General features: G+C 42.9%; 20 protein-coding genes. 8 read left to right on the top strand and 12 right to left on the bottom strand.

All coding sequences use genetic code 11. The features are described 5' to 3' along the window. Positions 1–112: 112 nt before the first annotated feature. The 6 genes from AB4180_RS10255 to AB4180_RS10280 all read right to left on the bottom strand — a co-directional run bounded on the left by AB4180_RS10255 (position 113) and on the right by AB4180_RS10280 (position 3,798). On the bottom strand, positions 113–511 hold the full coding sequence (locus AB4180_RS10255; protein ID WP_029223165.1) for a GspS/AspS pilotin family protein: 399 nt from the start codon (positions 509–511) through the stop codon (positions 113–115). A 1-nt stretch (position 512) separates the two neighbouring features. Beyond that, entirely contained in the window at positions 513–809 is a 297-nt protein-coding gene (locus AB4180_RS10260) for a YciI family protein (protein WP_012603655.1), read from the bottom strand. Between the two features lie 209 nt (positions 810–1,018). Further along, entirely contained in the window at positions 1,019–1,417 is a 399-nt protein-coding gene (gene yciA / locus AB4180_RS10265; RefSeq protein ID WP_009846426.1) for an acyl-CoA thioester hydrolase YciA, read from the bottom strand. Positions 1,418–1,612: 195 nt separating this feature from the next. Then, on the bottom strand, positions 1,613–2,215 hold the full coding sequence (locus tag AB4180_RS10270) for a septation protein A (protein ID WP_017101043.1): 603 nt from the start codon (positions 2,213–2,215) through the stop codon (positions 1,613–1,615). A gap of 161 nt (positions 2,216–2,376) precedes the next feature. After that, positions 2,377–2,625: a hypothetical protein gene (locus AB4180_RS10275; RefSeq protein WP_012603658.1), complete on the bottom strand. Its 249-nt coding sequence runs from the start codon at positions 2,623–2,625 to the stop codon at positions 2,377–2,379. 285 nt (positions 2,626–2,910) lie between these two features. Beyond that, positions 2,911–3,798, bottom strand: a complete 888-nt coding sequence (locus tag AB4180_RS10280) for a LysR substrate-binding domain-containing protein (RefSeq protein ID WP_009846429.1) — start codon at positions 3,796–3,798, stop codon at positions 2,911–2,913. 181 nt (positions 3,799–3,979) lie between these two features. Between AB4180_RS10280 and hisC the strand changes: the two genes are divergently transcribed. Together hisC and AB4180_RS10290 are read left to right on the top strand one after the other, a co-directional pair. Then, the gene (gene hisC / locus AB4180_RS10285; protein ID WP_102250057.1) at positions 3,980–5,131 is read left to right on the top strand and encodes a histidinol-phosphate transaminase; all 1,152 of its coding nucleotides are present in this window, start codon (positions 3,980–3,982) and stop codon (positions 5,129–5,131) included. Between the two features lie 10 nt (positions 5,132–5,141). Continuing rightward, entirely contained in the window at positions 5,142–5,915 is a 774-nt protein-coding gene (locus AB4180_RS10290) for an ABC transporter substrate-binding protein (protein ID WP_017061505.1), read from the top strand. A 225-nt stretch (positions 5,916–6,140) separates the two neighbouring features. Here AB4180_RS10290 and AB4180_RS10295 read toward each other — a convergent pair whose 3' ends face one another. Both AB4180_RS10295 and AB4180_RS10300 read right to left on the bottom strand, forming a co-directional pair. Further along, positions 6,141–7,505: a hypothetical protein gene (locus AB4180_RS10295; RefSeq protein ID WP_009846432.1), complete on the bottom strand. Its 1,365-nt coding sequence runs from the start codon at positions 7,503–7,505 to the stop codon at positions 6,141–6,143. Positions 7,506–7,524: 19 nt separating this feature from the next. Then, a complete protein-coding gene (locus AB4180_RS10300) occupies positions 7,525–7,797 on the bottom strand; it encodes a hypothetical protein (protein WP_009846433.1) in 273 nt (90 codons plus the stop codon). 220 nt (positions 7,798–8,017) lie between these two features. On the opposite strand from AB4180_RS10300, the gene AB4180_RS10305 reads away from it, so the two are divergent. The 6 genes from AB4180_RS10305 (at position 8,018) to AB4180_RS10330 (ending at position 17,821) form a co-directional block, all read left to right on the top strand. Further along, positions 8,018–12,310, top strand: a complete 4,293-nt coding sequence (locus tag AB4180_RS10305; protein WP_102250056.1) for an ATP-binding protein — start codon at positions 8,018–8,020, stop codon at positions 12,308–12,310. Beyond that, positions 12,307–13,512: an EAL domain-containing protein gene (locus tag AB4180_RS10310; RefSeq protein WP_012603664.1), complete on the top strand. Its 1,206-nt coding sequence runs from the start codon at positions 12,307–12,309 to the stop codon at positions 13,510–13,512. Before AB4180_RS10305 ends, AB4180_RS10310 begins: the two co-directional genes overlap by 4 nt. A gap of 103 nt (positions 13,513–13,615) precedes the next feature. Then, positions 13,616–15,235 (top strand): methyl-accepting chemotaxis protein, encoded by a 1,620-nt coding sequence (locus AB4180_RS10315; RefSeq protein WP_009846436.1) that lies wholly within the window; start codon positions 13,616–13,618, stop codon positions 15,233–15,235. 12 nt (positions 15,236–15,247) lie between these two features. Next, positions 15,248–16,513 carry a hypothetical protein gene (locus AB4180_RS10320; protein WP_012603666.1) on the top strand — a complete coding sequence of 422 codons (1,266 nt, stop codon included), beginning with the start codon at positions 15,248–15,250 and terminating at the stop codon, positions 16,511–16,513. An 11-nt stretch (positions 16,514–16,524) separates the two neighbouring features. Further along, positions 16,525–16,920, top strand: coding sequence for a phosphate ABC transporter substrate-binding protein (locus tag AB4180_RS10325; protein WP_009846438.1), 396 nt, complete (start codon positions 16,525–16,527; stop codon positions 16,918–16,920). A gap of 319 nt (positions 16,921–17,239) precedes the next feature. Continuing rightward, positions 17,240–17,821, top strand: a complete 582-nt coding sequence (locus tag AB4180_RS10330) for a TetR/AcrR family transcriptional regulator (RefSeq protein WP_009846439.1) — start codon at positions 17,240–17,242, stop codon at positions 17,819–17,821. 290 nt (positions 17,822–18,111) lie between these two features. On the opposite strand, the gene AB4180_RS10335 is transcribed toward AB4180_RS10330, so the two are convergent. The 4 genes from AB4180_RS10335 to AB4180_RS10350 are packed head-to-tail and all read right to left on the bottom strand — an operon-like array spanning position 18,112 to position 22,207. After that, on the bottom strand, positions 18,112–18,729 hold the full coding sequence (locus AB4180_RS10335; RefSeq protein WP_017099429.1) for a CDP-alcohol phosphatidyltransferase family protein: 618 nt from the start codon (positions 18,727–18,729) through the stop codon (positions 18,112–18,114). Further along, entirely contained in the window at positions 18,719–19,369 is a 651-nt protein-coding gene (locus tag AB4180_RS10340) for an ATP-binding cassette domain-containing protein (RefSeq protein WP_102250055.1), read from the bottom strand. The genes AB4180_RS10335 and AB4180_RS10340 overlap by 11 nt, the downstream gene beginning before the upstream one ends. Then, complete coding sequence (locus AB4180_RS10345) at positions 19,335–21,035, bottom strand: ABC transporter permease (RefSeq protein WP_102250054.1); 1,701 nt, start codon at positions 21,033–21,035, stop codon at positions 19,335–19,337. Before AB4180_RS10345 ends, AB4180_RS10340 begins: the two co-directional genes overlap by 35 nt. A gap of 5 nt (positions 21,036–21,040) precedes the next feature. Beyond that, positions 21,041–22,207, bottom strand: coding sequence for an ABC transporter substrate-binding protein (locus AB4180_RS10350; RefSeq protein WP_029224023.1), 1,167 nt, complete (start codon positions 22,205–22,207; stop codon positions 21,041–21,043). Positions 22,208–22,367: the final 160 nt, after the last annotated feature.

The following is a 22,367-nucleotide window of genomic DNA, read 5'->3' on the forward strand; positions in this document are numbered from 1 at the left end:
CCACGATGACCCACAAAAAGGCCTCGCATTTGCGAGGCCTTCTGGTTTTATACTTGTTCGAATCTCGAATCTCGAATCTCGAATCTCGAATCTCGAATCTCGAATCTCGAATCTAGCTGCTGCTCTGGCAAGTCTCTTTGCTGATCAGCTTTTCAACCATCAGTTGTCCGCGAGTATTGCGAATTTTGATGTTGTAAGCTAAGCCCATGTCGAGGTTAGCTCTTACTTCAGAGTTGGTGCAGTAGCTATTCACACTCATATCTACAACTTGGTTTAAAGGCTTAGCACCTTTTGCATCTTGGTTGTAGATCATCATGATTTCGACGACAGTATTTTTTGCTAGCACACGCATGATAGAGAGTGGACCATACTCAATAGGTAGGCCGGCAGATAAAACGCCCGCACGATGGTGAGCCATCATCTCTAACTGTCTTTGTTTGTCTTGTTCACTTGATGAGCTGCAGCCTGCGAGTAGGGCAATAGCCAGTGACCCAATAATCCATTTTTTCACGTTAAAATACTTTCTTGAATGGTTTAACAATTACATTCTGGTAGACACCAGCAGCGATGTACGGGTCTGCATCAGCCCATGCTTGTGCGTCTTCCAAAGAGTTGAATTCAGCAATAACAGTAGAACCAGTGAAGCCTGCTTCGCCAGGGTTATCGGAGTCAATTGCTGGCATTGGACCTGCTGTTAACAGTCGGCCTTCATCGTGAAGTGTTTGTAGGCGTTCTAGATGTTGTGGGCGAACACTTAGGCGTTTTTCTAATGAGTTTTCGACGTCTTGAGAAAAAATCACGTACCACATGTTGAGATATCCTTATGTTACTTCACTGAATGAGAGCGATTAAATTAGTTATCTGGCTAATTTACGCGAACTAATCGGTATTGGAAGAGTTAATGATAAGAAATTGTGAATTGGTGCGAGGTGAATTGGTACGAGAGAGTTGTATGGTCTTTAGTAATTTCATTTGCTGAAACTAAAGACCATTTGCGTTAATGGCTTAATGAAAAACGTTATTTGTTGATTGAGCGAGGTTTACCGCTTTCGTCCACGGCAACGTAGTTGAATGTCGCGCCACATACCTTGTAACGATCGCCAATACCGTGATCAAGTACCGGCTTAACCCACACCTCTAGGTCGATATTCATCGAGCTACGGCCAATCTTGGTGCAGTCGCCATAAACACAGACCACATCGCCAACCGACACTGGCTGTTTGAATTCGATGCTTGATACTGACACGGTGACTATCTTGCCGTTAGAGATCTCTTTCGCCAGTATCCCGCCAGCAAGGTCGAGCTGAGACATTATCCAACCACCGAAAATCTGGCCTGCTGCATTGGTATCAGAAGGCATCGCCAAAGTGCGAAGAAGTAAAGAACCAATCGGGTTCAAAGTTGATTGAATAGTCATTGTTGTACTCTTAATGGTATTGATTGTTTTAAATTTAAATAGATGTGTTTGCGGGGTTCGCGGTGGTCGTATTTTTAACGTATTCACCGAACACAAACAATCAGTGGCCAATGATCACGAGTATCATTGGCCACTGTTAAATCGCATATTGATAATAATTGTATCAAAAAGGGGATGAGGACTCATCCCCAAGGGTTATTTCTCGTCGGTATTTTTACCGGAGAGATCTTGTTGCTTATCGTCTTGTGTTTCTTGATCTTTTGACGGAAGCGTGTCTTTTGGTAAATGTCTATAGATATAAACGCCCGTTAGCAAGGTAAATGCAAAAGTAGCGATTAGTAAGCCAAACACTTTGAAGTTGACCCACACATCCAATGGCAGGTTGAAAGCAACGTAAACATTGAGGATCGCACACAATGTGAAGAACAGAGTCCAAGCCCAGTTGATCTTGCCCCATACTGCTTCAGGAAGAGAGATCTCTTTACCCAACATGCCTTTAATCGCTGATTTTCCCATTAGGTGACTGACTGTAAGGCCGATAGCAAATAGCGCATAAACGATGGTCACTTTCCATTTTATGAAGTTGTCATCATGCAAAAAGATGGTCATGCCACCAAATACGGCAACCATCAAGAATGTGATGATCTGCATTTTCTCTACTTTCTTGTAGATGATGTACGTCAAAATGATTTGTACTGCGGAAGCAACAATCAATGCACCTGTAGCGGTGTAGATGTCGTACATCTTGTAAAGCGCAAAGAAAATAATGAGAGGAATGAAATCAAGAATTTGCTTCATGTGGCACTGACTATCCAGTTAGTTGAGTTGCAGACAGTCTAACCAAAACTGTCTCGATGCTAAATAGCTCGAGACAATTGGATGCCAATTAATTACATCTAACCGTTTTGACAAGTTTAACCCCAATAAAGGATTGAAGCGCCTAATCGAGATTAAGAACGTTATTGCATTGATGTGGTTTGATAGCGAGGTATTAGCTTCTTGATGTCTTCAAGGTAACCTTCGCTCTTTAAACTGTCTAAGGTATTCTCGAGCTCTTGTTCACTCATGGCAAAACATGTCGATTTGCCGGTCGTTAGGTCAAGGTATTCGTGATATTCACGCTCTGTGAAGTGGCCAATTCTGTCCATTAATAGGGTTTTAATTCCATGGTGAATTAAGCCGTAATATGTATGTCTTTGTAAGGTCATAGCCTATCCTCCGTGACAAGCTGCAATGTTATTGGTGCAACCTGCTGTATATTGGTTGGGTTATCTATGACAAAGCAATTCGAATGCCATTTTATCCATTGGGATAGAATTTCTGACGTAAAAAGTTGAATTAATTTTCTTTTCAACTAGTTAAAGAAACGTCCGTTCTAAACTCTAAACACCAATACGTAGCTACCGGAAAATAGTTTCATTTTGAGAACGGTAAAATTCTCATTATGACGCTCTACTGCCGCTTATAAAGGGGCCTACCAACGATGATTGCCGCTAATCGACGAGCCAATCAACCAGCGTAGATAAGGATGTATTTTGTCGATTCTTGGGTTGCAGTAAGAAGTAACCATTTCCAGAGAAGACACTGCCTTCACTCACTTTCACCAATCTACCCAAATCAATATCTTGCTTGGCCAGCGTTATGTCGCCTATGGCAATACCAAACCCTTGAATGGCGGCGTTCATCGCTTGATCGAGCGTCGCGAATTGTTGGTTGTTCTTGCTTGAAAGGTCATGACTTCCTATGTGCTCTAACCAAAGTCGCCAATCACTCTGCTCATTGTTGGCGTGTAACCAAGTGTATTGAGCGAGCTTGTGTGGCTTGATGATAGTAGAAGCGCTACTTACAAGATGGCTTTGCGTAATGCTTTGCGCTTGGCAGACCGGAGCCAGTTGCTCGTTGAACAATAACTGGCTCACTATCGATTGTTGGCTTGGCTTCTTACCATAGGTGATTACGGCGTCAAACGGGTCAAAGCTTGGTTCAAAAACGTGCTTGATGGTCGACGTGAGTTCGACATCAATTTCAGGATAGGCTTGCTGAAAAGACATCAACTTGGGTAGCAGCCAAGAGGTAATACAACTTGGTGCGTTGAGCTTGATCTTCGATGGAGAACTGGCAACTTGATTTAACGCCGATTGCAGTTGTTGGATGGTATCTTGAATCAGCGGAACCAGTTCTTCTCCCTTAGGTGTTAATGACAACCCGCGAGCATGTCGGTAGAAAAGATCGCACCCGAGACTTTCTTCAAACGACAATACCTGACGACTCACTGCACCTTGCGTAACATTCAGCTCATGTGCCGCTCGCGTAAAGTTGAGATGCCTTGCCGTAGACAAAAACGCGAGCAAGGTTTTGGTTGAAGGAAGTGTGCGATTCATATCTTTACCTATGAGTTTTTGTCATGACTATTATGTGATTATTTCGATTCATTTATCAATAGTGTTCTGTTTAAATGTAAATACTTAATCATCATTTGTGATTCAATATGTGTATAGGTCACATTTATTGAATATGAAGGCAATGATGAAGACATTGTGATTTTGTGAAAGGGATAGCTTCTTGACATCTTTTATTGATAGCTTAGTACCTCAGGCTGTAAAAAAATTAATACCTTATCAATCGGCAAGAAGAATTGGTGGTGATGGACGTGTCTGGCTAAACGCCAATGAATTGGAAAGCTCGTTGTTTCAAGGAGAAGCGAGTCACAATCGATACCCAGACTTCTTACCACAAGATATTGCTAAGGCTTACCAAGGTTACTGTGGCACTGATGCCGCGACGGTTGCTGTCCGTGGTGCAGATGAAGCGATTGATTTGCTGATTAGAACATTCTGTAAGCCAGCGAGTGACAATATACTTATCTGTTCTCCAACGTATGCTATGTATGAGTTTTGCGCCGATGCATTGGCGATAAATACCTTGGACTCCCCATTGCAGGAAGATTTCAGTCTTGATGTCGCTGATATCGTGAACAAAGCGAAGTTGGCTAACATCGTGTTTCTTTGCTCACCAAATAACCCAACGGGCAATGTGATTCCCAAATCGGATTTGATTCAGGTACTGGAAGGTACGATTGGAAAATCTCTAGTGGTAGTCGATGAAGCGTATATCGAGTTTGAACCACAAACGTCAGCGGTGAGCCTTATTGAGCGTTATCCGCATTTGGTAGTGATTCGCACCTTGTCTAAGGCGTTTGGACTGGCTGCGGTTCGATGTGGCTTTATCATAGCGAGTCAAAATGTGATGCAGTATGTCGCTAAATTAATTCCACCGTATCCAATGCCAGATTGCTCATCTCAAATCGTGTTAGATGCATTGTCTGATGAGCGAGTCTCAGTGATGCAAGACGCGACACAAAAGCTGGTCGAACTACGTAACTGGTTTGCTTGTGAGTTAACGCAGTTTGATTTCATCGAGTCTGTTTACCCTTCATCGACGAACTTTATTTTGCTGCGTCAAAAACCTGGGCATCAAGTGTTCAGTGTATTGGCGAAGGATGGCATTGTGACAAGGAATCAAAACCACGAACCTGCTTTGCGTAACTGTGTTCGAATCAGTATTGGTAGCCAAGAGAGCATGCTAGAAGTGATAACGTCACTAACACGCTACCAAATCGAGCTACAACAGACTCAACAAGATCAGCAAAAACGACAGCGTCAACAAGATCAATATATAGAAACTCAATCTCAACTCGATAAAGATCATATCTAGGATGGCAATGATGAAAAAGATAATACTAGGACTCGCTTGTGCGGCCGCTTTACTTGGTACAACGGTACAGGCGAAAGAAATCCGTTTGGCGTCGGACTTTACGTATCCGCCATTCAACTATAAAAACAGTGACGGTGTGCCTGTCGGGTTTGATATTGAGATAGCTGACGCCTTGTGTGAGCAAGCTAAACTCGATTGCACGTGGGTATCGCAAAGCTGGGATTCGTTGATTCCAAGTCTATTGGCGAGAAAATCAGATGTGATCATGGCTTCGATGCGTATTACCGAAGAGCGTAAGCGCAAAATCTTGTTCACCGATAAGTACTACCAAACTCCAGCCGTGTTTGTTGCTGCTAAGAGCGCCGAGTTCAGCATTGATGAGGCCGGCTTAGCGGGTAAAACCATCGGTGTTCAGCAAGGTACGATTCACGATCGCTACGTAACCGACAAGTTTGGTGATGTGGCAAACATTAAACGCTATACCGGCCAAGATGAAGTTTATCTGGATCTGCAAAATGGTCGTCTAGATCTAACCTTTGGCAACTCGGATCAACTGTCATTAGCTTTCTTAGATAAAAAAGAAGGTGAGGGCTTTGAATTTAAAGGTAAAGCAGTAACCGACAAAGCCTACATTGGCGAAGGTACGGCTTTAGCACTAAGAAAGCAGGATTCAAAACTGGCGAAACAATTCAATGCCGCGATTGAAGAGATTAGAGCAAATGGCACCTATGATAAGATCGCAGCGAAGTACTTCACATTTGATATCTATGGCGCTGATTTGTAATTCGCCTAGCATCTGAAAGTAGAACACCAAAAACATCCGAAGGCTGTGAGACTCTCGGATTTTTATTGGCTCCAAAAGACCATTGTTTAAGTGTTTAAGTGTTTAAGTGTTTAAGTGTGTAGTTGGGAAGGGGAGAAGAGACGTACAAAAAAAGCCACTCGACTGAGTGGCTTAGTGCAAGGAAAGTAGGCAGTGCCTTGCGAACAATCGTAACTAATGATCTGATTAGTATATTTTATTCCAATCAGCAATCGTCACATCGCTATTGTCGTAATTGATAGCTTCTGCTGTAACCTTAGATATCTCATTTAATAATTGAATATCTTCTGCGTCCGTCACGGTTACTGGAGCAACAATGACCGAGTTATTTGATTTTACCTGTAGTGAGTAAGAGTTATTCGTTAGAACACCGTTGGTTTCCACTACCGATAGCCCGTTTAAGCTTAGGGGATGAGCTAGGGAATATTCAGCAATTAAATTCGCGGTTTGTAACTCTTCAGCACTGAACTTCACACCTTTAAAACCATCGTAATAGTAACGGCCATGGATCAGGGAGTCTTCGAATTTGAATGCATCAACGAATAGAGATGTAGCCTTGTTAGGGGCCTTTGTCTCATAGTTTACTTGAACAAAGTATTCGGTTTCGGTTGAATCTTCACTTACGAAACCAGGAATTAATTTGCCTCCAGATTCGACAGCACTTGAAGCGACTGACACTGTACCGTAGCCAGACTCGGCGCGGCTCTCAACTTTAAACTTCTCGTTGTCACTATTACAGTCCTGACATGCCACGTTGATAAACTTTGAATACGCTTGCGTAGGATCTGAGGAGTTTTTATTAACTTGAGTACGTCTAAACAGACCTGTTCCAGGAGTGTCATCGCTTGATGTTTGATAGAAAGTAAAAGACTCAAATTGCTCTTCGGGCTCGTCACTGAAGTTATAACTGTTTTCAAGAATGAAGACGAGTTCACCGCCAGTGTTACCTACGTTTGAGCTGTAAGCAATGATCTCTTGGGGAATTGAGGATTCAAATTCTGATTTTGCGGTGCTCTGATTTAACTTGGGTGCCCAATCATTTGGATCTTGGCATTCGCCTTTGGATGCGAAATAGATAATAGAGACGGGGAGCGTAGTGATACCATTTTTTGTGCCGTATTGATCGACAACATAATCAATACCCGGCCAATTCTTCGCTTCTACGTTTTCTGCAATACAGAAATCCATCACCTCTTTATCGACACCTTGTGTCTTAGGGTTTTTCTTCAAGTAGTCAACGACAAAGCCGACTTCTTGAGATGCGTCGATCAACTCCTGTCTAGTTTCCAACGGAAGTTCCGTGTTCTGCGAACCCGTAGTCAAAGATGTTAGCAATCCAGTTGGGGAGGTTTTTAATTGCTTAACATTTGTTGCGTCCATATAAAGCGCAGCAGAGTCAAAAAATGACGCTTTAAGCTTAGTTGTAATCATTTCATCAATGCTACTACGCATGTTCTCACCGACTTCATGAGCACCATTGTAGTGGGCGTTAACGATAGATGAAGAGAATAGGCTTATACAAATGGTTGAAGCTAAAACGGTTTTTTTCATAATACTAATCCTTCAATATCTATTGTTTAACTTGACTGAATTTGGTCGGTGTAGAGATAGATAGGCTCGTCTTTCCGACAGGCAAGTTCATAATCGTATTAACGCCTTCTGAGCTCAGTTTTTTTGATTGCAAATCTACCTTGTTCAGTTTTTGGTTTAGAGTAGATTTAGTCGCGGTAACTTGCTGGGTTTTAGGCTTTGAAGTGGTGGTTGATTTTTTTGAACTATCTCCCCCGCAGCCGATCAAAGCTATAGGTAATATAATTGCACTGATATGTAGAAATTTAATCATTGTTATGGGACCTCATATAACATCGGGGAGACCAACCTAGTAGCTGATTGGGTTATTAAGCTTTGTATCAACTGCTTACAATTCATTTTATAAGTCATACTGCCAAAACGGAGCAACCGATTGCGTTAAACAGAAGTTCCATATTGTTCAGTGCAAATTGGTGAGTCGAGACTGTGAATAAGATATAAGGTGCACTAATTAATAAAACTCTAGGTTATTCATGTTCCGCGCTTTTAATCTACTTTCTCTAATTATCCTGGCTTCTTCCGTATCTTTTTACGTTAAGGCTAGTGGTTCGATTACCATCGGAGTTCAAACCTCAGGATTTTCTCCGTACGTTGTTGTCCAAGAGGGGGAGGTTTCGGGATTATTGCCTGAATTGACCGGTTTCTATGCAGAGCGTGAGTTGAATGGCTTGGAGTTTGTCGGTTTTCATTCTCCGTCGGATCTAAATAACGTACTTAAAACTGAACAAGTTGATGCCATTATTACGGCTGAACAAAATGTTTCTAGTAGCGGTGTTATTTACTCTAAACCTATCTTATCTAGTCGAATGGTTAGCCTAAGTAGTGAGCCTATTGAAAGCCACTTATTAATGAAGGGACGAAACCTGGCTTATTTTGAAGACTCGAGTAACGCGTCTTCTGTGAAATCGCTTCTCCCATTTTCTTCTTTTAAGTCATATTCATCCTATCAAACCGCGATTGCTGCTGTAGCTCGAGAGAACGCGTTAGCCATTGTTGATGATGGAGTGTTACTGCACAACAAGTTAATGAATAGCCCCTATGAGTTATTTTTGTCGGTCAACTTACATGATGGTTTACCCTTAAATAATTATGTTATTGCCTTGCTGGATACGCCTGAAAATAGGAAGTTGCTGGGTATTATCAATAACGCTATAAACCAAGATAACTCAAGCAAGCTTGTTAATATTCGCAAAAAGTGGTTGAACGAAATACAAAGGCGTCTTCTGTTAGTCGTTAGTAAAAACAAGCTGCTATTAACTGAAAAAGAACAGCAGTTCCTTCTTCTTAATCCGAACATATATGTATCATCGACGGCAGACTCTAAGCCTATATCTTTCATGAATAGTGAAGGTAAGCCTGATGGTATTTCGATTGATATATTGAGTGAAATATCCCGACTTACGGGGTTAAACTTTATTTATGACAACGACCTCGTTTTACAGGGCAACCAAGCTCATCCAGTTTCTCTTCCAGTAATTCATACTAAGGCGACACCTTCTACTGGTGACGATGAGCATCACCTCTATTCTAAGCCTTTCATGGTTGAGCCGTGGGCACTGGTTGGTAAAAGTGATACGAGTAAATTGGCGGTATTCGGTGAGTTAACGAAGAGCTCCGTTATTGGAACTATAAACGACAGTGTCGGAATAGAGCTTGTGAAACGCTATTGTGAGGCTTGCCCAATTAAGACCTATAGCTCTGAGTTGCTTTTGCTCGATGCCGTGGATACAGGAGAGGTAGACTCAGCGATGCTTTCGCTCTATTTAGCGTCTCCTCTATTACAGGGCCAGTATTCAGGGTACTTACGCGTAACAAGCCTGCTATCTAAAGACAACGATATTCCAGTCGCCTACAGTGTCGAAGCCGACCAAGAAGTGCTGAACAATATTATTAACAAAGCGCTGTTCGCCATACCTCATTACAAGTATCAGCAGATCAAGAAGCATTGGTTGGATGTGTCTTATGAATCAGGCGTGGATACGGCAGATGTTATCTTGGGTGCTGCCATTTTAATCTCTGTAGCATCGGTGCTCATTATGCTTGTAATGGCATGGAGCTGGAAACTAAGACGTGAAGTTGAAGATCGAAAGCGAACTGAATCCGCTCTCAAACATCAAGTGGAGTTCGAGCGTTCATTGTTGGACGCAATGCCGTTTCCTATTGTTGTGCGTAACTTGGATAACCAGATAATCAGTCTGAACAGTGCCGCGCAGCAGCTTACTGGTTTTGAGTTAATCGAAGGAACTATCGTTAATAACTCCGATGAAGACACAATGATCCATCACGGGGTTGTTTTGCCTCGCTTAGAAAAAGAAGTCGTTTCGCCGCAAGGCAGTAAACACTACGCGTATTGGAAGTGCCCTTATATCTCCAACGGGAATATCGAAGGCTCAGTGACCATTCTTGATGATCTTACTGAGCTTTACGAAGCGAAAAAAATTGCAAAAAGTGCCGATGACCGAGTACAGAAACTGGCGAACAATTTGCATGGCGCGGTTATACAGCATATTCAGCCCAAACGAAGTCTTCACGATATTGAATTCGTCTTTATTAGTAATGGGGTAGAGGAGCTTTTAGGGCTTACTCCTGCTCAATTGCGCCGCTCTCCAATTAGTTTTTTCGCACCGCTTAATGCTCAGGATCGTCGAACCTTAATTAAGAAGGTACGTAGTGGAAATAAAGAGGGAAAACTAAGCCTCGATATTGGAGTGAATATTGATAACCAAAACCGATGGCTCAACTTGCAGAGCAAGATTTCTGATCTTGGCGATTATTATGAATGGGACTCTGTTCTTACTGATATAACAGAGCTTAAACAACAGCAAGAAGAGCTAACACAAGCAAGACAAAGTGCTATCGCCGCAACTGAGGCCAAGTCTCGATTTTTGGCAAACATGAGTCATGAAATCCGCACTCCATTGGGAGGGATTGTTAGCTTGTTGGAATTGTCAGAGCAATATGAAGTTGGTTATGAAGTTCAGAAAATCCATACAACGCTGAGTCAATCGGCGAATAACCTACTGCATATTGTTAACGATATACTCGATTTCTCGAAAATTGAAGCCGGTAAGCTGACCCTAGATTATCAGCCTGCAAGTCTAGATACATTGACCCTTAGAGTGACTCAGTTGCAGGCGAGGCAAGCTCACGCCAAAGGGTTACAGTTCAAATTTTGGTTAGACCCTGAGTTGAATGATTTAGTCTTAATGGATGATATTCGTATTGGACAGGTTTTAAATAACTTGTTGAGCAATGCCATTAAATTTACAGAATATGGAACCGTAGGTTTAGCGGCAAAGTTACTCGACCTGGATGGTGAACAGCAACAAATTTGTTTCGAGGTGTTTGACAGTGGCATCGGTATCAGTGAAGAACACATTCGAAACCTATTCCAACCTTTTGTTCAAGCCGATGAAGGAACCACGAGGAAATATGGTGGTTCAGGCCTTGGTTTGACTATCTCGAAGCAACTTATTGAACAAATGGGTGGCAGTCTTAACGTAACGAGTAAGATCAACATTGGTTCAACGTTCTCTATTACGCTGCCGCTTAAAACGCTCGCTGAAAATAACAGGGCGGACATGAATGGCAAGGTGGCGCTACTTACCAAAACGTTCATGCAGCAATCTGAATTAGAGAACTATCTAACATCTTGGGGTATTAAGGTTATCTCAAAGAATGTTCAGGTGACTAAAGAGCTCGCACACTGGGTCGATACCATTGAGCCTGATTTTGTGTTTATTCCTCATGAGCTAGATCAGAGCATTGATACGTTCGCCGAAAGCGTGCAGTTTATTTGTGTCAGTGAACAAGGAATGCTTTCGCCTGCGCCATGCAAATTGGGCTGGAATCTGTCAGCAAACCCATTGTTGCCTTCGCAGTTGATGCACTGTTTGCACAACTGTCCTGCGTTTGTGGAAGATGTTGTCCAAGATGATAATAATCTGAAATTGAGTACTGAGTCGCGCGAGTCTGCCAAACAGAATCAAAGACTTATCTTAATAGCGGAAGATCACCCAATCAATCAACAGATAATTCTTCAACAAATTGAGCAATTAGGTTTCCATGCCGACATGGTAGATAACGGCAAGGAAGCACTTGTTGCCTTAGATAATGAAGATTATGGGCTGCTAATTACCGATTGCCACATGCCTGAGATGGATGGCTACGAATTAACGAGGCAGATCCGAGTAAAAGAGCAGACCCAAAACCAACCTCGTCTTCCGATCATTGCGTTAACCGCAAACGCTGTGCAAGGGGAAAATGATAAGTGCTTTGAGATTGGTATGGATGACTTCTTATCAAAACCAACCAAATTAAGGGTGATTGGCGACACCATAATCAAACATCTTGATAAGGTGCAATCTGTTGTCGATAAGCCTTGTATTAGTTCCTCGGAGCCTAAAAGTGAGCCGAGCTCTGCTCCGATTGATCTCGCCAACTTAACCGAATTGTTTGGTGACCAAGATCTCGTCATGCAGATCATCACTGACTTTATCAAGAGCCATCAAGCTGACATGCCTCTGCTTCAAGCTGCGTGTGAACAGCGAGATCTCGAAGCTATTAAACAGGTAGCTCATAAGATGAAGGGAGCTGCAAAAATGGTAGGCACAGAGGACATTGCCAATCAATTGCAAACAATGGAATTGGTCTCCTTAAGTGACTTAGATGGTATTCAAGCACATTACGATAACCTCGAACAGCTGACGAACCAATTGAAGACTTATTGTTCAGAATCAATCAAACCATTTAAGAAGCTACCATGAACCAGCATGTTGTAGTGATAGAAGATCACCCTTTTCAATTGAATGTAATGGGGATGGTTTTAAAGAGTTTGGGTATGGAAAATGTCCAACCTTTTGAATGTGGATATAAGGCTCTAGAGTTTATTGAAGCCTCTTCTGTCGATTTGATCTTATGTGATCTGAATATGCCGATGATCGATGGTATCGAACTCCTAAAACGCCTTGCTGAGGCCGATTTTCAAGGCAATATCATCATCACAAGTGCGGAAAGCAAAACAGTGCTCGATGCCGCAAGGAAGATGTGTAAAGCGTTTAACCTGAATTTGCTTGGTGTTCTTGAGAAGCCAATAGCAAAAGAGTCGCTGTCAAAGTTAATTAACCTTAACTCTACAAAAGAAGCGGCTGCTTCTAATTCTAATAGCGACATCGTTATTACGGATGAAGACATAGCAAAAGCGGTAAGCAACCAAGAGTTTATGTTCTATTACCAACCGATAGTGTGTATCCATAGTGGTGAATGGCGAGAAAGTGAATCGCTAATTCGATGGCAGCACCCTCGTTATGGAGTACTCAGCCCTTTTTTCTTTTTGTCTCGGTTACTTGAGTCAGGAAAAATGGGAGAGGTGATGAAGTATTTAATCAATCAAGCGATCAATGAGAAGTCATTTCTCGGAGAGCGGAGATTTGCAATAAACCTGACAGCTAAAGATATTATTGACGGTGATATTGTTGATTATATCTTCGCTTTGATCGACCAAGGTGAACTTGAGACAGAGCAGATAAAATTGGAATTAACAGAATCTGATTTAGTTGAAAGTGTCGCTCTTGCTTTAGCGTCCACCACGAGGATATGCATGCGTGGTATTCCCCTGGCGATTGACGACTTTGGAACAGGTTACTCTTCACTCAAGCAATTAGATGACCTGCCATTTTCAGCACTGAAACTGGATATCGACTTTGTGAAAAACATTCAGAGCAGTCGTTCAAGCCATGCCATTGTTCGCGCTACTCTCTACTTGGCTCACTTATTAGAACTGAGTACGGTTGCTGAAGGGGTTGAGGATCATTCTCTTTGGATGGACATTCGTGAAATCAGTAATGTCGACACATTGGTTCAGGGCTATTTTATCGCTCGTCCAATGCCTGCTCGTAAACTATTAGAGTGGAAAGAAGACTGGGACAGCAAAATTAAAGAGCTGAACTTAATTAAAGAAATTAAATAAGCGGGCTTTGAACATAACGGTAAATTTGTTTAGTGAATGTGTTCGCTATTAAATATGAACAAACGTTACCATCAGCCACAACCAGCGCTAATGAAAAAACCTTATGCTATTGTCTCGCTATATCAACATTAAAGTACAGTTTATTGTACTGCTCTCAATAATATCTCTTAGCCTAGCTGCCATTATCTCAATAAATGTCTTTATTCATAATGATAATAGTCAGCGCCTAAAGCAGTTAGAGTCAAGTTACTACCCTGCACTTGAGCATGCGACGAAAATATATTCTCTTTTACCTAATGTGAAGCAACAGTTCGAAGCTGCTGTCGTGATGGAAGATGAGCAAGCTCTCGATTTTGCACGTCAAATTTCTTCTGAACTGCAAGTTGAAGCGAGTCGTGGTGCCGATGTTTTACCTTCACAAGCGACAGCTTTTAATAAACTGTCACAACAACTAGCAAGGTACACGGATTCTGCGTACGCGCTGAGCGAAGATTTTATTAATCTCAATGACTCTTTCGAGAGCCTGACCTCCAGAGCGAACCAACTTAGCACTGAATATGATTCATTAGTTGCGTTAAGCGAGACGTTACGTGCATCCGCGAGTCAGAAGGTCGTAGACACTATCTTGCACTCTGAAAAAGCCGCAAACGACGCTGCGAATCAATCTATTTGGTTAGGTGTGTTCTTTTTGATCTCTGTGATTTCGGTTGGTTACGCAATATTTAAATCGGTTATTAGCTCAATATTGCTTGTGACAGAAAAGATGAAGGCGATTGCGACTGGGGATGGTGACTTAACGGTACGCATCGACTACGCAGGAAAAGATGAGATATCAACGCTTGTTGAGAGTTTCAATCAATTCATTGAAAAGCTACAAGGCATTATCGCGAGTACGTTAAGCATTGGACACGAGCTTGAGGTTGTCAGCGACAAGATTCGTAGCGAGTCGAATCAAACCTTGGCTCTAAATAGCACTCAACGTGATCACATCGAAGAGGTTACCGAGGCGGTCAATAACATCATCGACCTCATAGAACAAGTTGTTAACTTTGCATCGCATGCAGATTCTCAAGCTCAAAAAGCCAATTCTAGTGCTCAAACAGGAACACAAGTGGTTCTTAAAACGAGTAAAGAAATTGAAGAGCTTGCGACAAACATCCGTGATACGGCCTGTAAGTTGAAAGAACTCGATCAGAATGCAAGCAATGTTGGCTCAATACTAAACACAATACAAAGTGTCGCTGAGCAAACGAATTTATTAGCACTAAATGCTGCAATTGAAGCTGCGCGAGCTGGTGAACATGGCCGAGGCTTTGCTGTTGTTTCCGACGAAGTGCGCGTGTTAGCGAACAATACTCAACAATCCGCAACAGAAATTAATGCCTTGTTGGTCGATCTTAAGTCCGGCTCGAACGCTGCTGTTGGCGCTATGGACCAAGGCTTAGCGAGCTCGTCACAGGCGGTTGGAGACGCGCAAAACGCGGGTGACTATCTATTAGAAATTAGTGGCCAGGTAGAAGAAATTACCGAGCTCAACAAACAAATTGCAAGTACTACAGAGCACCAAGCTCGTGCTTCAAAACAAATCCACACCCATATGGATGATTTTAGACAGTGCTCTCATCAAGTGTCTCAGTCGACAGATCAACTCGAAGCTCTAAGTCACCAACTGAGTGGCATCGTTACAGAGCTGAGTAAATCAACATCACAATTTAAAGTATAACGGAGAACAACAATGACTAACTCCTCTTTTCGCTTATTGCCGTTAGCGGTAGCACTTGCGACTTCATTCGCTGCACACGCTACAGATGAGCAAAAATTGGCTGAGCTTGAGAACAAGGTCGCTATTCTTGAAGCAAAAGAACTAAATTCAGTCGCTGATAAGTTTAACTTCAACGGTTTTGCGTCTTTGAACATGCAACTTGGCAACCATAGCCATGGTTTCATGAAGTCAGAAAACAAAGTACGCTTTGAAGAAGGTTCTCTAATTGGTTTGCAGGGTGAGTTTGAAGTTAACGAATCTACTTCAGCTGTAGTGCAAATGGTTGCTCGAGGCACTAAGAAAGAAAACTGGACACCGGATGTTGAGTGGGCATTTCTAAGCCATAAAGTAACACCAAACCTGACACTTCGTGGCGGTAAGCTGCGTCTTCCTCTTTTCATGTACTCTGACTACCTAGAGGTGGGTTACGCTCAAACAAGCGTTCGCGTACCTAGCGAAGTATACGGCCCAGTCGTTCTTACATCACTGACTGGTGGGGATTTCATTTACGATATTGAGTTGGAAGATAGCACAGCATCATTCCAAGGGTTTGTAGGAGCACAAAAGCTTTCAGCTTCTAAGCATACCTATAGTGCCGATACTCAGTTCGATGATATCGTTGGTGGGGTGATCAACTGGACCGACGACACTTGGACATTACGTGCGGTTTACGCTCAAGCAACAGTTAGCTCAAGCACTAATTGGATCTTAGATAATGACCCACTAAATCCGGGGAATTCGTATGAAATGCAGAATACTAAATTCAATGATGAAAAAGCGAAATTTTACGGTATTGGTGGTCGATACGACAACGGTAACCTAGCGCTTGTTTCAGAAGTGACTCGCACTACAGTAGAAGGTTTTTACCAAGATGTAGATGCAGCTTACCTGACAGTATCTTACCGTGTGAACGAATTCACACCTTACGTGACTGCTGCGCATATGGAGACAACAGACGATGCTGAGCGCAATGGCCAAGTGAAAAGTACAGGTATGAAAGCGCTATTAGGCACCGGAAGCCCGAATGATTACAAGTCAGCAAAATACGTTGCAAGTGGCTTAAATGTTCAACGCACAACTTACAGCATCGGTACTCGTTGGGACTTTATGCCTAATATCGCGCTGAAAGGTGATGTTAGCTACCTAACCAACTTCGGTTCAACTAATGGTGGTGTTAACGCATCTTACAAGAACGAAGACAACATCTTGTACACAGTTAAAGTTGACGCGGTATTTTAAGGAAGAGAATTATGTTTAAAAAAGCATTGGTAGCCGCTGCTCTTCTTAGCAGCATGAACGCTTTCGCTGGTTTGGTTGTTGTTGGCAACCCATCAATGAATGAGCTTGACGCTTCAACAGTTAAAAAACTGTATCTAGGTAAAGCAAAGTCTCTACAGATTGAAGCGGTAGACTTGGAAGACGGTCACCCACTTAAGGGTACTTTTCACCAAGCAATTACAAAGAAGACAGAAGCACAGCTTCAAGCTTACTGGGCAAAGCGAGTATTTACGGGTAAAGGTCAACCACCTAAAGCTGTAGGTCAAGAAAGCTTAGCGAAAGACATGGTCGCTAGCTCTTCAAACAAAATTGCTTATATCGATGACTCTTTAGTTGATAGTTCAGTTAAGGTTCTTCTAAAGCTTTAATCTTGAGCTTTAAAATAAAAGCTTGAGCTGCAAAGTAAAGGCTTTTCGTGTGGCGCTCTAATAGGGCGCCACTCTTACATTGGCTTACATACTGCTCGAACTCTCTTACTTACCGCTTACACTCGCTTGTTAATTTCCTATCCTATTGTTTTATAAGGCAATCTTACCGGTTGTTTTTTGTTCTATTTTCTAAAAAATCCAAATTTTTTATATTTTTATTCATTTAGTTTGTTTGATATAAAAATGGGCATGTTGAGATTATTTGGTTGAGTTATAGAATGCGCGGGTAATATAAACAAATAGGTGAGGATACAATCTGATGCTAAATGACAAAAGAACAAAAATCTTGAGCTCAGCAGAAAAGCTATTTATTTCTCAGCCTTATAGTAAAGTTTCAATTCGGTCTATTGCTAAGTCTGCGGGTGTAAGCCCCGCGTTAATTCTTTATTACTTTAATAACAAAGAGCAATTGTTTGATCAGCTCATCGAAGAGCATACAAGTCGTTTTCAAGAGCAGTTCTCAAAGTATCAGAGAGTGGATGGAATACAACTACAACACTTACTTTCTGAACTTATCGAGTTTTGGGAAGCTTCGCCTAACATCTTTTTACTATTCACTTTTGGCGGAAGTTCATACAATTACGAAAATGTTCAACGCCTTAAAGAGTCTAAGTTTGGTTACACCTACAATAAGACTCTTGAAAATCTTCTTTATTTAGTTGATGGCTGTAACGAGTCAAACTTTCATTATTACCAGATGCTAGTTACGTCGTTAGTGTCTCAACCATATTTAGCAAACAAGCAACAAAAATATAACAATGACAACTCTACGTTTAACCTTATGCAATACCAAGAGGTTATAGCTAGCTTATTTAAAGAAGAGACTCGCTTTGCTTATTAAATAACTGCTAATTAAATGAATTATTCGTAAGTTACATTTTGGGTTTTTAAGTCTTAACTCCTAATTCCTCAAAAACTGACACGAAAAAACGCCGCTCATTTGAGCGGCGTTTTTATTTATGAGAAATGCAGAAACTAATACTAGGGTGTGTTGACCTTTCGTGGTTAAATTTTGTTCGAGATAAAAGCGTTTTAATCGCGGCGAGGGATATGTAGCCTAGTCATTCTAAGCAAATCTCCCTCAACAAAGAGTAAAACGCTGCAAAAATCAGCTCGAAAGATCAACACGCCCTAGCTAGTTTGATCCTTGAGTGTCTGGAATCCAAAGTAAATTCGCATGAATGTAGTTAGCCAGCACGCGGTGCCAAAGGTGTAGGCGATAACAGCAAAGTGTTGAGGCCAAATACAGAACGCGATGAAACAAGCGATGGTTTCAGTGCCTTCGGTTAGCCCTGACATGTAGTACAGAGACTTATGCTTATAGACTGGGTTTTCGATGCCTCGTTTGCCTGCCATCACGGCAAACGCCAAAAAGCTGCTGCCAGTACCGATAAAAGAGAAGATCAAAAACGCACCGGCAATGGCGTTGTGTTCTGGGTTCGCAATAACAAAGCCAAAAGGAATTAACGAATAGAAAAGGAAATCGAGACTGATGTCGAGAAAACCGCCCGCATCGCTGATGCCTTGGATTCGAGCCAAAGCCCCATCAAGCCCATCACATACTCGGTTGAACACAATGAAGCCTAGCGCCCATTCGTATTGTTGAAATGCCAACGCCGGAAACGCTAAACACCCGACCAGAAAGCCAAATAAGGTGGTTTGATTTGCCGTGATACCGAATTGACTCAGCAACTTAGCTGATTGGTTTAATGGCCACTTAATGACCTTGATGGAGTACTTATCCAGCATGATGACTTCTCCATGGCCAAGACAGCACTTGCGCCCCTTGAGGTACGTCAGCTTCGTCGTGCGTGACCATTAATGTTGGGATATTTGCTTTCGTCAGCTGTTCGAAGACCCAATCGCGAAATTGTGCTCTTAACTCTTGGTCTAACTTACTAAACGGTTCGTCGAGTAGGGCGAGCTTCGGCTTCGCTAATAACATACGAGTTAAGCTGATTCTTGCACGTTGACCGCCAGATATTTGATCCGGGAAAGACTTTGCCAAGTGAGTTAGCTCTATGTCTTTTAGTGCAGCCATCGCTTGCTGTTGACGAGCGGAGCCCTTAATTGAATTAGGCAGAGAGAACGCCAAGTTTTCCCATACCTTGAGGTGAGGGAACAACAAGTCATCTTGAAAAAGAATACCGACTTCACGCTGATGTGATGGAAGGTCATCCAGCTGAATGTCGTTCAAAATAACGGTGCCAGAATACGAAAACTCATCATTTAAGTGCCCAGCTACGGCGTCCAACAAGGTCGATTTTCCGCAGCCGCTCGGCCCCATCAAAGCCAATACTTGGCCTGATTCTAATGTTACGTTTAGCGCTGAAAACAGCGATACACCATCGTTTTTACGGATGGCGAGGTCGTTGAGGTGCAGACTCATTCGTTAGAAAACCTTTAAAAGTAAGACGGCGATATCTGAGTTGAAGTCGGCTGACTAATATCGCTAAAGAGAAAAAGAACAGAGGCAATAGGGCCTGCCAAATGGCATAGATAGCTGTCACTCTGCGGTCGAAACCACTGGTAAGGGCAACGGCTTCTGTGGTGATTGTGCTAATACGGCCCGCGCCGAGCATCAAGGTGGGTAAGTACTGAGCCAAACTTACGCTGATCCCGACCGCCCAAGCAAAGGCAATAGCGGGTAACAAGATAGGCAGCTTGATGGAGTACCAGCTTTGAAATGGCGATTTACCCAAGCTCAACGAGGCTTTTATCAGGCCGTCATTGAAGCTTTTCCAAGGGCCATCCAAAGACAGATACACAAACGGGAAAGCAAAGAAAACATGCGCCCAAATTACCCAAAATTCATAGGCGCTGCTGCCGATATAAAGCGTGGTCACTTGCATGCCGAACAATACCGAGAGTTGAGGTATCAACATGGGAATCGCGATAATAAAGCCCGGAACTTGCCACTTGTATTTGATTCGGTACTCATGAGCTACCAGCGCGAGTAATAAAGCAACGGAAGCGGCAATAAGGCCAATCCACAAGCTTTGCCCGACGGTGCTCATGATGCCATCCCACTCAAACTCCCAGAAACGCATGCTGTAGCGACTTGGAAGTAAATCAGGGAAACGCCAACGTTGGGCAACACTCCAAATCCCCATTAGTGGAATGATCAGTAGTGACAATGCAGCAAGCACTGCGAAGATCGTTTTTCCTGGAAGGTTAATACCTGTTCTTCCTGAATATTGCCAAGTTCTAAAGTACTTGAGAATTGCCCATTCGATTAGACGCGCTAGGGCGATGATCAACGAAGCTAAACCGAATAAAACGATGGCGCCAGCGGCAGCTCGTGGCAATAGATTAAGGTCTGGGTCGTTAAACCATTGCCATACCAAAACGGCAAAGGTCGGCGGATTGGTTGGGCCAATGATCAGAGCGATGTCGACAACCGATACGCTGTAAGCAAGCACCGCCAACATAGGGAAGCGAAGCTTGGTAAACCATTGTGGGAAAATACACTTCCACCAGATCTGAGCACGGCTATAACCCAGAGAGGCACTGACCTTAGTGATGCGTTCAACATCGATTTGTTGAAGTATCGAAATGCTCATCAGCAATAAGAAGGGCACTTCTTTGAGTGCGAGCATAATGATTAGGCCAAACGCGTAAGGATCTTTTATCAGCAAAGCCAATTCAGAGCTTGTAGCCGATTCACCAAGTAAGTGATGCACGGCTCTTGCGCCAAGCCCTGTTGGGCTAAACAGAAAAGCAAAGCCGATAGCGAAAGCCACATGCGGAATGGCAAGCATTGGCGATAGCGTTAGCTCAATCTTTCTCCAAAACTTGTTTCCCCAAGAAGCCTGAAGAATACAAAAGGTCAGGAAGCAGGCAATGTAGCTGCTGGCGACCGCTGAACCTAGGCTCAAACCAATAGAGTGCCAAGCCCCTTCCCATTGAAAGACTTGGTTAAAACCGTTGAGTGTTGGTTCCTCTAAACCTAGGGGCGGGATGAAACTCAGTGACGAGGCCACTACTCCCGCTACCCCAGGAATCGTAGGGATAATGCACACAGCTATAACAACATAATATAGAGCGCGTAGCATGAATTTTAGTTACCGTATCGCTTAAGCCACTCTTTCTCGAGCGCGTTTTGCCAGCTTGGGTGTGGTTCATCAATCGATTTAAATTGTTGAGTATTCTTAGCGCTACCAGTCAGGTACTTGCTACTTAATACAGAAGGATCACCCCAAACATTGAGGTCGCCTTTGCGCGATTGTGCTTCTGGGCTCAACAAGAAGTTGATGGTTACCTGAGCGCCAGCACTTGCATTAGCATTCCAAGGAATCGCAAGGAAGTGAATGTTAGACAGAGCACCGCTTTCTAGAGCATAGGCCTTGGTAGTTTCAGCTAGGCGGCCACTTGATTGTGCTGAATAGACAGAATTTGGGTTAAAGGTAATCGCTAAATCGAGCTGACCATCATCCAGAAGTTGGATACTTTCCGATGTGCCCGCTGGGAATTGTTTACCACCGCGCCATGCCACTTTATGGAATTTATCTAAGTAAGCCCAAAGTGGTGCAGTAACTTCTTGGAAGTTGTCTTCCGAAACAGGTTGAGCCAGTGCAGGGTTGTTGTCTGTTAGCTCAATCAGTAGAGACTTGATGAAGCTGGTGCCATGAAATTCAGGTGGGCGAGGGTAGCTTAAGCGGTTAGGGAAAGCTTGAGCGTAGCTCAACATCTCTGAAAACGATTGTGGCGGATTGTTTAGTGTCTCTTGGTCGTGGATGAACACAAGTTGTCCGACGCCCCAAGGTGCTTCTAAGCCTTCGGTTGGCTCCGAGAAATCGACATCAATTGGTAAAGATTTATCAACGTACTTCCAGTTTGGAAGTGATTCTGTGAATGGTCCAAATAACAGCGCATTGTCTTTCATCGAGCGGAAGTTCTCACCATTAATCCAAACGATATCGACACTGCCTTCGCTGTTCTTGCCTGCGGCTTTTTCTGCAAGTAGTCGAGTAGTCGTTTCAGCAATGTCGGTTACTTTTACATGCTTTAAGGTCACACCGTAGTCACTTTGTAACTCCTTGCCTGCCCATTGTAGGTAACGATTAATTTCTTGGCTTCCGCCCCAAGCGTGAAAGTAGACAGTTTGTCCCTCTGCCTGCTGTTCTATTTGGTTCCAGCTATTGGTTGATGTTGCTTCATCAGCGTAAATGGCTGCGCTGTATGCAACGGTTGCCATGATTCCTAACGTACTTACTATCTTGTTCATAAACTTTTCCATTTGGTAGTGAACGGGCAAGAGCATTGTTATTTCGAACTCCCTAGGGCGTGTTGACCTTTCGTGGTTAAATTTTGTTCGAGATAAAAGCGTTATAATCGCGGCGAGGGGGAAGTAGCCTAGTCACTCTAAGCAAATCTCCCTCAACAAA

Origin of the sequence: Vibrio sp. 10N.286.49.C3 (assembly GCF_041469545.1) — a bacterium.
Lineage (GTDB): Bacteria > Pseudomonadota > Gammaproteobacteria > Enterobacterales > Vibrionaceae > Vibrio > Vibrio tasmaniensis_A.